This window comes from Flavobacterium chungbukense (assembly GCF_020805785.1).
GTDB lineage: Bacteria > Bacteroidota > Bacteroidia > Flavobacteriales > Flavobacteriaceae > Flavobacterium > Flavobacterium chungbukense.
Genome location: NZ_JAJGZV010000007.1, coordinates 176,348 through 188,510 on the forward strand (window position 1 = coordinate 176,348; position 12,163 = coordinate 188,510).

Annotated in this window: 10 protein-coding genes; 4 read left to right on the forward strand and 6 right to left on the reverse strand. The window is 43.7% G+C overall.

Annotation, left to right across the window (positions count from 1 at the left end; translation table 11 throughout):
• The first annotated feature begins 357 nt into the window (after positions 1-357).
• Genes LL966_RS18525 through LL966_RS18540 form a run of 4 tightly spaced genes read left to right on the forward strand, consistent with a single transcriptional unit; the run spans position 358 to position 2,865 of the window.
• Entirely contained in the window at positions 358-744 is a 387-nt protein-coding gene (locus LL966_RS18525) for a single-stranded DNA-binding protein (protein ID WP_229355282.1), read from the forward strand.
• A gap of 43 nt (positions 745-787) precedes the next feature.
• Positions 788-1,147: a DUF7222 domain-containing protein gene (locus LL966_RS18530; protein ID WP_229355284.1), complete on the forward strand. Its 360-nt coding sequence runs from the start codon at positions 788-790 to the stop codon at positions 1,145-1,147.
• 24 nt (positions 1,148-1,171) lie between these two features.
• Entirely contained in the window at positions 1,172-1,561 is a 390-nt protein-coding gene (locus LL966_RS18535) for a PcfK-like family protein (protein WP_229355287.1), read from the forward strand.
• Positions 1,558-2,865, forward strand: a complete 1,308-nt coding sequence (locus LL966_RS18540; protein WP_229355288.1) for a PcfJ domain-containing protein — start codon at positions 1,558-1,560, stop codon at positions 2,863-2,865. The genes LL966_RS18535 and LL966_RS18540 overlap by 4 nt, the downstream gene beginning before the upstream one ends.
• 103 nt (positions 2,866-2,968) lie before the next feature.
• Here the strand turns inward: LL966_RS18540 and LL966_RS18545 are convergent, their stop codons facing one another.
• From LL966_RS18545 to LL966_RS18570, 6 genes are all read right to left on the reverse strand, one after another.
• Positions 2,969-3,214, reverse strand: coding sequence for a hypothetical protein (locus tag LL966_RS18545; RefSeq protein ID WP_113678652.1), 246 nt, complete (start codon positions 3,212-3,214; stop codon positions 2,969-2,971).
• 274 nt (positions 3,215-3,488) lie between these two features.
• Positions 3,489-4,979 carry a DUF1254 domain-containing protein gene (locus LL966_RS18550; RefSeq protein WP_229355289.1) on the reverse strand — a complete coding sequence of 497 codons (1,491 nt, stop codon included), beginning with the start codon at positions 4,977-4,979 and terminating at the stop codon, positions 3,489-3,491.
• A gap of 15 nt (positions 4,980-4,994) precedes the next feature.
• Positions 4,995-6,449 (reverse strand): DUF1254 domain-containing protein, encoded by a 1,455-nt coding sequence (locus LL966_RS18555; RefSeq protein WP_229355291.1) that lies wholly within the window; start codon positions 6,447-6,449, stop codon positions 4,995-4,997.
• 566 nt (positions 6,450-7,015) lie between these two features.
• Entirely contained in the window at positions 7,016-8,950 is a 1,935-nt protein-coding gene (locus tag LL966_RS18560; protein WP_229355293.1) for an OmpA family protein, read from the reverse strand.
• Between the two features lie 14 nt (positions 8,951-8,964).
• A complete protein-coding gene (locus tag LL966_RS18565; RefSeq protein WP_229355295.1) occupies positions 8,965-9,882 on the reverse strand; it encodes a PorP/SprF family type IX secretion system membrane protein in 918 nt (305 codons plus the stop codon).
• A gap of 44 nt (positions 9,883-9,926) precedes the next feature.
• On the reverse strand, positions 9,927-12,163 hold a 2,237-nt coding region (locus LL966_RS18570), incomplete at its 5' end, for a DUF7507 domain-containing protein (protein WP_229355297.1).

Consider the following 12,163-nt stretch of genomic DNA (forward strand, 5'->3'; position numbering starts at 1 on the left):
AAATATGTAGCTGTTCCCTACAAATTTACAAAATGGGACTACAAAAAAAATTGCCTTCATAAAAAAGAAACTAAAAAAGTTTCAAAACAGTCTCTGACGTGCTTAACAGTGGCTTTAATTCATATTTAATTTTTCATTTTCAATTAGAAACGGGTTAAAAGGGCAGCCAAAGTAGTGTCCGCCCTCACCTGCATGCGCATAACGGCTCCCCGCCGCCCTTCGGGACTTATAGCACTCCGGCTCCTTGCGCCCACTGGTTCTTTGCTTTCTTTTTTCCCGTTTTTTCTTTTGAAAAATTTGCGTTGCGGACGACGGGGAAAGAAAACTCAAACAAGTATTCACTAAAAATTTTATGTCATGGAAATCACAGGACGAATTGTAAAAGATGCCACAGTTTTTAAAGTAAAGCAAAACCGTGAGGTGGTAAACTTCTCCATAGCGGTCAACGACAGCTATAAGCCAAAAGGAAGCACAGAAATCAAAAAAATCGTAACCTATATCGACTGCTCATATTGGCTGAGCGCAGGACTGGCGCAATGGCTCCGTAAAGGAACATTGGTACAGCTATTCGGGCGCATCGGGCTGAATGTCTATATCGGAAATGATGCTCAGGCGCACGGCTCTCTGACCTTTCACACCTCGGATATCAAGATACTCGTATTTGCTGAAGGCAAAAATAGTGCGCCTGCAACCGCCCTCAAAAAGCAGGAAGTTTCGGAGAATCCCGACGACCTGCCTTTCTAAATCCTATCTGCCTTTAATTTTTTACACGCCTAAATACTGCATTATGAAAGCCTTACAAAAATCTTCTTATTCCCAGTATCGTGTAAGCGATGCCTTTAACCAAATCATTCTGCGAAGCATCACTTCCTATGACGGCAAACGCAGAGAACAGCTGAAATCCTTTTTTCTCGACCTGCAGACGGGAGGGTGCATCAGCGGAATGATTTCGGAATTCATCTATCACGATGACTGCAAGGAATTTTACATCGAACATATCGATGACCTTGAAAACATAAGAGCCGAACTCGAACAGGCCATCGGCGAACCGATTGAGAACCGTTTTCAGACCCTGCATTACACTTTTGTGTGCTGGCTCTGCTTCGAGGAATACTGCTATGACCTCTATTCAAGGCTCTTTGCGTGAATTTTCAAACTTAAACATCTTCTTATGAAAGCTTCTGAAAATTTCAAAAATGCCATAGAGGGCTACCTCGGCACTTTGGCGCAGGGCGATGATGCCTTTGCGCCACACTACGCCAAAGCTTCCAAGAATTTGGAGAGCTGTCTGCACTATATTTTCGGCGAGGTCAAAAAAACAGGATTCTGCGCCTTTGACAATCAGGAAATCTTTGACATGGCGGTCAGATACTACACCGATGATTCCATCGGCACGCACGCCCCTGTTGCATGCAGGGCTGTGGTGCAGACCCCTGCCCCCTCAGACCTGTTCTCACAGCCTGCGCTCCCTGCCGTTCCTGTCAGAACCGAGCCTGTTCCAACAGTAAAAAAAGACGTAAAACCTGCGGTGCAGACCGCTCTCACCCTCTTTGACCTATGATACCCAAAACCATCATCGAAAAGCAGCTGACGGCGCTCAGCGCCTCGCTTGCGCCCATAAGGGAAGAGGTATTTGCATGGGCAGAGCAGAATATTTTCCTAAAATGGGGCGTTTTGTCCCGCTCTAAGTTTTACTGCCTCGACTGCTCCCACGTCTGGAAGCCGTCCTGCCAAAGCACCTGCGACAAGTTTACCACTTGCCCTGCCTGCGCAGGAAAGCTCAAAATGATGCCCTATAATCAGGTGCATTTCAAGGAAACCGAATACTTCGCCGTAATGGACACTTGTGCGGGGTTTCAGGTGGTGCGCATGGTCATTGCCCACAAGCACATGAAAAAGAATTTCACGCCGACCTATTTCCACAAAGAGGTCATGCAGCATTGGATAAATCTCAAAGGCGAAGTGCGGACATTCGCACTAAGCACCAATGTATTTTCCAGTACGCTCGATGCATGGAAATTCTACTCCCCGCTCGAAATAAAGCCAAAGGATTTCATCCGCAATGCCAGATTCTACATCAATCCCTACAAAGTCTATCCGCAGATGAAAGTATTGCCCATACTGAAACGCAACGGCTTCAAGACTTCGGTCTATGACATTGCGCCCCACCTGCTCTTTTCGTCGCTGTTGTCCGACCCCATAGCCGAGACCCTTTTGAAATCCCGACAGCTGAACCTTTTGCAGTATTATCTCTGCGCATCACGGCAGAACATCCGCCGAAACTGGCAGGCTGTCAAAACGGTTATCCGAAACAATTACAAGATTTCTGATGTGCAGATTTGGGAGGATTACTTGGAACTGCTCCGCTATTTCAAAAAAGACCTTTCCTGCGCCCTATACGTATGTCCTGTTAATTTGGGCGAAGCGCACGACCATTTCGTGAAAAAGAAAAGGGAACTGCTCAGAAAGAAAAAGCTCCAAGACCTGCGCCTTGAAATCGAAAAAGCGCAGAAAAGGTACGCAAGCGACAAAAAACGCTTTTTCGGGCTCATTTTTCAAAAGGATGAACTATGTATCTCCGTAATTGAAAACGTTCGGGATTTTATGCAGGAGGGCGACGATTTGGGGCATTGTGTCTTCACGAACGAATACTACGAGAAAAAAGATTCGCTTATCTTATCGGCTAAGGTTGCAGAGCAGTCCGTGGAAACCATAGAAATCTCTCTCAGCCGTATGGAAATCCTGCAGTGCAGGGGATTCAAGAACAAGCCGTCCAAACACCACAAACAGATCCTGAGCCTGCTTTCCCAAAACCTTTACAGGATTAAGGAGCGCCTGCAAAAGAAGAAGAAAATAGTCCCTTAAAGACCAAAGCCGATAAATATCGGCTTTTTTTATGCAGCAAAACAATGCTCAAAAGCCCGCCGGCCTGACTGCCGGCGGGCTCTGTATTGTCAAGATGCCATTATTATTTGATGCTGATGGTATCCACCAGGTTTTCCTGATCTATGAAAGCCGCAATATACTGCTGGACTTCATTTCGTTTATCGGTGGCCGTTTCAAAGGTATTGATATGGAACTCCTCGTCCTGGTCCAGGATATGGATGATCTCGGTATATCCTTTTGAAATCAGGCTTCCTTTGAGTCTGAGAATCGTATGCTGCTGGCGGGCATCCAAATCTTTTCTCACCTGTAGTTGTATCGCTTTTTCCATTGTGAAAGATCTGTTGGTTTTTATGTCATATTCTATTCAAATTTAGTGATTTTGATTGTACGCAGATCTGCTGATGCGTCAAAAAAATGGGAGTCCGTAAAGTGAAAACCTTGCAAGACCCATACAGCAGATTTTTCATCTGTTTTAAATTTGCGGCAAGTAGTTGGCGTATGCTGTTCTTAAAACAAAAACGTAGAAAAAAGAGCCAGGGCAAGTTTAATTCATAAATATAATATCAAACCCAAACTGCTTTTAAAGCTACAATCTCAAAGCATCATTCAACTTTTATTACTGCCGGCGGAGTCCATTTTCCATTTACTACTTCCTCTTTTGGCCAGTAAGTGCGAAGATAAAGCGAAAAATCCCCCTTTTCAACGGCCGGAAGCCAATTGTTTTGGGTTTTCGCATCAGTCGGAACTGATTGAATATAAATGGTCAGCGAACCGTCCGGATTATATGCCATTGTCTTGTTCTTTGTCCCCAATGAATATCTGTTGAGCTTGTTGATTTCAAAAAAGTGATGCTCGTTATATAATGTAAGCGACCAAAATCCATTAACAGGAGGCAGCTGTCCTTTGGCAAAAGTAATTTTATATTTGTTCGAGCTGTTCAATCGGCCTCCTTCTGAATCCAGATCCTGATAAAAGTAGCGTGTTTCATTTGGGGCATTGACCAGGATATTGGATTTGGCTACCGCAGTGCGCGTAAAATAATCCGTGCCCCACGATGCGCCGTTCGTTACCCCTGACCAGTGAAAAGGCAATTGGATCCCCCAGCTGCGGAATTCCATTAAAGGTTTTATTACCTGACGCTCTGTCTCAACGGCTGCGTCGATCATCGCCTGTTTCAGTTTTGGGTCTTTCTTTGCGGCTTCCACTACAGCAAGTATCTGCTTGTATTTCGCCTCTTCGCCCGGCAGTGGCTTTGCATCTGCCAGCACGATAGGAAGCTCGTCAAAAAATGTCTGGGGGTTCACCCATACCGCTTCTTCTTTTCCTCCTTCGCCTCCGGGAAGTTTCTTGATATTGGCCCAATCGATGGTTTTCATTTTGCCGTCATAATCAGACAAGGGATACATAACCACTGATTTGAGTACCTCCTGAATTGCTTTTCGGTCTTCTTTTGTGTCATCCAGAAAAACACGGGGCCCCACCAGTCCAGTATTGGTTGACGAGCGGAAAACTTTTATTATTCCCTTAGGCACCTCTCCTTTCCAGTCCGGTCCGGCCAATAAATAAAATCCCGGCTTATTGTCGTACATCTTTCCCAATTTTGCGAAACTTTCGGTGCGCAGATCAACTATCTGGTAGACCCAGAAACGTTTGCCAAAATCAGGCACTTGCACCACAACGGGCGATTGGTCCAAAGCAAGGCATCCAATACCGTAAACCACATCCTGGTTCGGGCAGGCTATGGCACGTTCCGTAGGTATCACATAATCGGTAAGCATGGTAAACTGATTCAGCGGAGCCATAAGCAGAGGTCCGGACAGGGCCAGCTCTTTTACATCCTTGAAAGCCATTCGGCGGTTGTACATGTTTACCAGCGGCCATGCCCAAAAATAGGCATCTTTAGCCGCCAAAGCGGCATACTCTTGAGTAATTTTTACATTGGTGTCGGGACCCGTTGGCAGCTCGCGTGCTGCCTGGGATGTCGCTAGGCTGTCAATCCCTTTAGAATTTGATGCTTTCGTATCACTGTTTTTATTTTGGTTGCATGCCGTCAAGGCTGCAATCAAAATCACGCAGATGAGTTTCTTTTCCATAAGTTTAGCAATTGATTATTTAACCTCTTCTATATCTCCAAGTTTCCATACCCTTTCAAAAAAGGGCTTTTCTGGGCCGTAAAGCCTGAATAATACTTCAAATTTTCCTTTAGGGTCCGTTGGGATCCAATTTGATTCCTTGCCTGCAGGGGATTTTGGGCCGAAGAAAATATCGACCGAGCCATCTGCGTTCTTTTGGATCTCTGTCGCATTCGATGCTCTGCTTGCACGCGGCAGATTTTTGATAAGGCAATGTGTTGTGCGGTCGTAGACTGTTGCCGACCAGTATTGCTTGGTGGGTACATTTGCAGGCACGTGGAGCATATAGGTTTTATCGCCATCAAGCGCGCGGCCTTCCTTGTCTTTTCCTGCAATAAGATATATTTGCGCTGTACCCAGGCGTTTTATGCCTACATAACCGATTGAATAGGTTAATGCACGGGCATCTGTAGGATAAATATCAGATTCCGAATATCCCGAAGATCCCGCCTTAACGAGTTCCGGCATTGCGGGAACAGCCCATTTGGCATCAGGATTTATCGGCGGGAAGCCTTTTTCAAGCATTGCTTCCAAATAGTCATGCGCACTTTTTGCCGCCGCATTCAGAATCTCGGTGGTTCGTGCATCAGGGTTATAGGGTTTCCCCTTTTCAATGCCTATGCTTTTTAGTTTATCAATCATCGCCTTATCGCGCACCAGCATAGGCTGGCTTTGCACAATGCGGTTAAGAGAGATGAAAAACCGGCTGTTATAAGGTATAACAGAATTGTAAAGTACATCTTTCACGTCCGTATATTTTGTTTCGCCGGGATTATTGGCTTTGGCAAGCGGATATAGTTTTAGCTGTTTGCCGTAATTGACTGCATTCACGATATCGGCATCACTGTGGCTGGGCAGGTTGGAGCGGAATAATCCATAACCCTCATAGGTATCGGCTTTCAATACAATGTATCCTTTAGGAATATTTTCCTTATAGTCAGGCGGCAGTATCAGATATTTGCCGCCAGCGCCTTTATCGGCTCCGTAGGGTCCTGCATCTTCAAGGGGCATCTGCCAGATATTGTCGATATTGGCGGCAAAGGAGCCATTTTTTGCCGCAGGGACATCTATAACTATTGGCCCGGCATCCTTTGTGTTGAAAAAAAACATAAAGTAAATCGCGTCGGGATTTGGCGTTAATGTCTGATTATGCCAGTCTACGGGTTTTGACCAAAATATGATCTCATTTTGTTTCCCTTTGGTGCTGCCCAGCATTGCCTGAAGCATAAGGTCATAATTAACGGCAGGCATGCCCCATACTAAAGCTTCGATTGCGCGTTGGTAAACCATCTGTTCCTTGATGCTGGCAGGTTTGAATTCTGCCGAAACAGCACCCTCAATATCGGCTTTCTCACCGGAATTTGCTGATGGTGTTTGGTTGCATGACGTCAATAGCAGGACAAATGAAAAGACAAAAAGACTTTTTTTCATAATATATCAAATTTTAGCAGTTATATATCTTCTTCCTTAGTTATCCATCCTTCATATAAAAAAGGAAACTATTAAATAATTTGTAGTGCCATTAAAAAAATCCCTCTGATGTGGCAATTAAAATACTAAGCTTTATGAATTCTTTAAATGCATAACTTATAATACTACATATCAAATAATTACATAAAAATAAACAAAATTCCTACAACTTTTATTTTTCCTTTATTTTTTTATCTGCCTTATTAAATTGAACGGAACTGCAGAATATTACTGTCCAATTTGATGTGCTGCTGAGACGAGGGGGGGGGTTATTCCTCAGAATCGGAACGCAGGTTTTAATACATAAGTAGAAGTATCATCGACAGCGATTGCAGGTGTAAAGTTCATATCCTGCTTTGCTCTTGCAATTAGTCATACGCAAAGAAAATCTAAAAAATGCCGCATTGTTTCAATTCAACAAAACCATTGAAAATTGGACCAGCTGCTTTCTGCCGGGATCATATTTTTTTTAAAAATAGGTGTTTTCTGTTTTCTTCTGACCAGTCGAAGCATATTGGTTCTGCTGTTTACAGAGCGGTTACTATAAATTGGCTTCTTCTGTTTTTCTGATGTTCCTCTTCACCGCATATCACCCCATCTGCACACTTATTGACAAGCTGGGTCTCTCCATATCCTTTTCCTGTTAAACGATTTTTGTCCACTCCATTTTTAATGAGCCAGTTTATAGTTGATTTCACTCTTCGGTCAGACAGAGAGTAGTTATATGACCCCGTCGCCCTGCTGTCGGTATGGGAGCGAATATCGAGTTTCATTGTTGGATGCTGATTCAAGACATCCAGAATTTTTTCAAGATCAAATAATGCATCAGAACGGATATCAGACTTATCGAGATCGAAGTAAATCATTTTGATTCCAAAGCATTTTCCCAAGTCGTCCCCTACTGCAACTTTGCATAGCGATTTATCTAATGCGATTGGCAGATTGGTTTTTCCGGCAGCTTTTCCAATAGTTATATTTAACTCTTTTGTTGCGTAATCCGGTTTTTCGGCTCTTACATTATAGGTTTTGCCGCATTCTGCAGAAAAACTGTACTGCCCCGATGTATTGGAAACCGTTGAGTTTATAATTTTTTGATTTTCGTATAAAGTCACTTTTGTTTCTGGAAGCACAGCACCGTTTTCTGAATCTGTTATGGCGCCATATAATTCCTGCAGGCACTTTAACCTTCTTGTTTCCAGAAATTTATAGATATCATCAGAACCTTGCCCACCGTCTTTATTGGAACTGAAATACCCTTTTCTGGAAACGGGATCAATGATATAAGCGAAATCATCTTTAGGTGAATTGATATCATTGCCAAGGTTCCGAATACCGCTTATGGTTCCGTTGTCTTCAATCTGTCCCACAAATACATCGAGTCCGCCCAGTCCGGGATAACCGTCTGAGGCAAAATAGATTTCGTTTTCGCTGGTTGCGTAGGGAAAGGTTTCTTTTCCTTCAGTATTGATGCCTTTCCCTAGATTAATAGGCGTCCCAAAACTGCCGTTTACGTTAATGCTGACTTTGTAAATATCCGACTGCCCAAAAGTACCCGGCATATCGGATGCAAAATACAGCGTTTTTTCATCCGGGCTCAGCGAAGGATGTGCCGTGCTGTAATTATCGCTTGTAAAGGGAAGCGCTGTTACTTTTATCCATTTTCCGTTTTCAAGTCTGGCCTGGTAAATCCTTACCAGCGTAATTTTACCAGCGTCTTTGCCTTTTTTGCCGTTGGCATAATTGTTTCGGGTAAAATAAACCGTTTTTCCGTCTTTGGTAAAAACAGGAGATGATTCGTGAAAACGGCTGTTGATCTCCGATTTGATTTTATTTACTTTTAACGCGCCGCCGCTTTGGGCATCAAGATCGGCACTGTAGATATTGGTGAAGTATTCTCCGGTCCATTTGTGCTTTCGCTGCGAGAAATTCCCTGTATCTCTGGCCGAGGCAAAGTATATTTTACTATCGTAGACAAAACTTCCGTAATCCGAATATTTCGAATTGATGCCGGCATCTTCAATCTTGTAGCGGCCTGAATTGGCTCTTATTTCATCCAGATAATGGGCATCATCATTATAGCGCCCTGCTCTGGAATCGTTTTTGTATCTTGCGATGAATTCATTCATGATTAAAGTGGCTTTATCCACCTGCCCTTCTGCTTTTAAAGACTGTGCGTATCTGTAATAATATTCGGCCTCGGGCGAAGCGTTTAATGCGAATAACTCGCCGTACCATTTGGCTGCTCCCTCAAACTCAGAATTGAAATAATAGGAATTTCCGAGCCTCTTAAACAGATCTTCAGACTTGTATCCCTTGTCGGCTACTCTTTCATAGGTTTTTATGGCATCGATATAGGCATAGCCATCGTATTTTTTATCCCCCGATTTCAATTTGGAATCTTGGGCATAGCTGTCAAATGAAAAACAGATTATCGTTAAGGCGAAAAGTATATAATTTTTCATAATCATTTGTTTTTTTAGAAGAAACGGGGAGTTGTCATTTTGCCATGATTTTTAAAGAATTCATAACGTAGGAATATCTCGTGCGATCCTGAATTATAATTGTTCAGTTTTGTGGTTTCACGATCATATCCATAACCTACATACAATCCGTCAGTGATCTGAAATCCAGCCATTGCGCTTAATGAGGCGCTCCATCTGTAGGCAGCTCCGATTACAAATCTGTCAATAAACATAAAATTGGCAGAAATATCAACCTGAAGCGGCGCTCCTTCTACCATTTTGGCCAGTATAGCAGGTTTGAATTTATAATACTGGTACTTATCAAGATTAAGGACATAGCCCCCCATTAAATAATAATTGATTTTGTCCTTATAAATGGCAACATCATTATCATCGTACCTGTTGGTTTCGATAAAATTAGGAACCGAAAGCCCTATATAAGCCTTGTCAGAATGCCAGTAAACCCCTGCTCCCACATTGGGAGAAAACTTGTTCTGAAGGTCTTGAAACTGCGGGTCTCCCTGATCGGCGGGATTTAGTTTATTGATATCCAGATTGAATATATTGGCAGTTCCTTTTATCCCAAAAGAGAGCTTGAAATCAGCTGAAGTCCGAACAGTATAGGATATGTCTGCCGATATATCGTTCTGGTTGGTCGGTCCGATTTTGTCGTTTACAAGCGACAGCCCTACCCCTAGATTGCTGTTGTTGATTGGCGTATTGATCGAGAAGCTGCTTGTCTGGGGCGCTCCATCTAAGCCAACCCACTGGGTGCGGTATAATCCAAAAATACTTAAAGCGCCTCGTGATCCCGCATACGCTGGATTGATATTGATCGTATTGTACATATACTGCGTAAATTGGGAATCCTGCTGGCAGTATCCTGCAATTGCCGTCAAAATCAAAACGAACGAAAAAAACTTTGTTTTCATATGTCTTTAGATTATAAAAGGGATAAAAGCTCCCTGTAAGGAATTTAATTTTTTATATACAAATAACCCGATTTCTCCTGCGTCCTATTTGAGGTTTCATTCTGATATTTCAAGGTATAGAAATAGGTTCCATCCGGCAGGCGGTCACCTCTTGAGATTGTTGTCCTTCCGTCTGAATATCCCTGGAATATGTTTCTGTTTGACCCATAACCCGAGGTCTCGAAGACTTTTACTCCCCAGCGGTTATAAATCTCAACACTATTATTTGGATAGCACTCCAATCCCTGTATATGGAATTCGTCATTAATTCCGTCTCCATTTGGAGAGACAGCATTAAACACTTCTATGACACAGTTAACAACATCAACCACTGTTGGATTATCACCTAAAAAATTTTCATCGTCAGAAAGGGCATTTACTTTTGCTCCCGAAGGCGGCGTCCCTTCTGCCAAGGCCTGATTAGTGACTGATCCTGCATCGATATCAGCGCGCGTAATTACATACACGGCGCTGAAATTTGTTGCATTAATCTCTTGCGGCGCTAAAGTGATCGGGCTGCCGGACAGCACTATTGCAGGCAGATTATCCGTTATCAATACATTTGTCAAGGTTGTATTCCCCGTGTTTTTAACCTCAAAATTATACCTGATTGTCTCTCCTTCTTCGGCAAATCCGTTGCTGTTCTCATCTATTACAACAGCTTTCTTGATTACCGCGATGCCTGATTCTGCGGCCAATGGGGTAATGGTGCAGGCTGGACAGAGGGGATCTGCCGGACATGCGGTACATGGCAGCGGATCAGTTGATATTGCAGTTACATCATTTCCTTTAGGATCTTTACCTATTGCTTTTGCAAGGTTGTAGACTACTGCTCTATCAAGATCAGCCTGCGTTACCATATGAACGGCTGTAAATGCCGAGGTATCTGCCGCACCTGGGGCTAATGAAGGCAAAGGTCCTCCTGCTACAGCGGCATTATCATCAAGTATGATAATGTTGGTCAATATTGTCCTTCCAATATTTATCACTGTAAAAGAATATTCTATTCTGTCGCCGATATCAATTTTTCCGTCACCGTTCCCATCCACATAGGTTCCGTGTTTGGCAAGTGAAATGCCAGCGATATTGTCTGTCGGCAAATCGGTCGAACAGCCTGCAGGATTGGTACATGAAGGATCTGGATTCCCAGGATTATTAGGATCTTCCGGTTTAGAAGGCACCTCCGGCCCCCCATTTGCTGATGCTGTGGCAAGGTTTGCAATTGTTGTTATACCTTTAAGATCGGACGCTGTCTTAACTTTGAAGCTGAAGCTCTGGATCATGCCAACTCCCAAATTGGTAGCCGTAAAAATGACTATTCCGTCTGTAAGTGTCCCCCCGCTTACATAAGTTGTATTTGCCGGTACAGCATCTCTAATTGTTACAGCGTCGATTTTGGCACTTCCTGTATTTTTAACGGTAAGCCTATAGGTTAACTCTTCATTGGCCTGCGCTTTGCCGTCTCGATCTGAATCAAGTACTGTTTTCACTAAGGTAAATACAGCAGGACAATTATCTACATTCAATGTAATTAAATTGCTTTGCATTGAAGTGCATATTCCATTACTTACCACAGCGCTGTAAGTTCCCGCATCAGAAGCTGATGCCTCTGCTATCACATAAGAGGAACTTACAGCTCCAGTGATTGCACTGCCATCTTTATACCACTGAAAAATTCCTGTGCCTGCTGCGCTGATTGTTGCACTGTTGCCTGCACATATTGACGCTTGTCCTGATAAGCTGATAATTGGATCTTTTGGTAATGCGTTTATGGTTACAACTACAGCCTTGACTGCTGAACATCCCTCTGCTGTTGTTCCCTTTATATAGTAAATGCCGCTGCTGGTTACTGCATTTGCGTTGGCAAGAACTGTTGCAGCTGCAGCATCCGTGAAATAACTAAAGGCCAGCCCTGCTGTACTACCAGTGGTTACAGCTGGCAAGGTCAGGTCAACCGAGGTGCCAGAACACACTGCTGCAGGGTTGGTGATTGCTAAAACCGGTGCTGGATTGATGGTTACCTGCACTGGTTTGGTATCCGAACATCCCTCTGCTGTTGTTCCCTTAATATAGTAAGTGCCAGCCGCTGTGATGGCATTGGCATTGGCCAGAGGCTGTGTACCTGCCGCATCGCTGAAATAGGAATACGTCAGATCTGCTGTGCTTCCAGAGGTTACTGCAGGCAGAGTCAGGTTCACCGAGGTGCCAGAACATACTGCTGCAGGGTTGGTGACCGCTACAA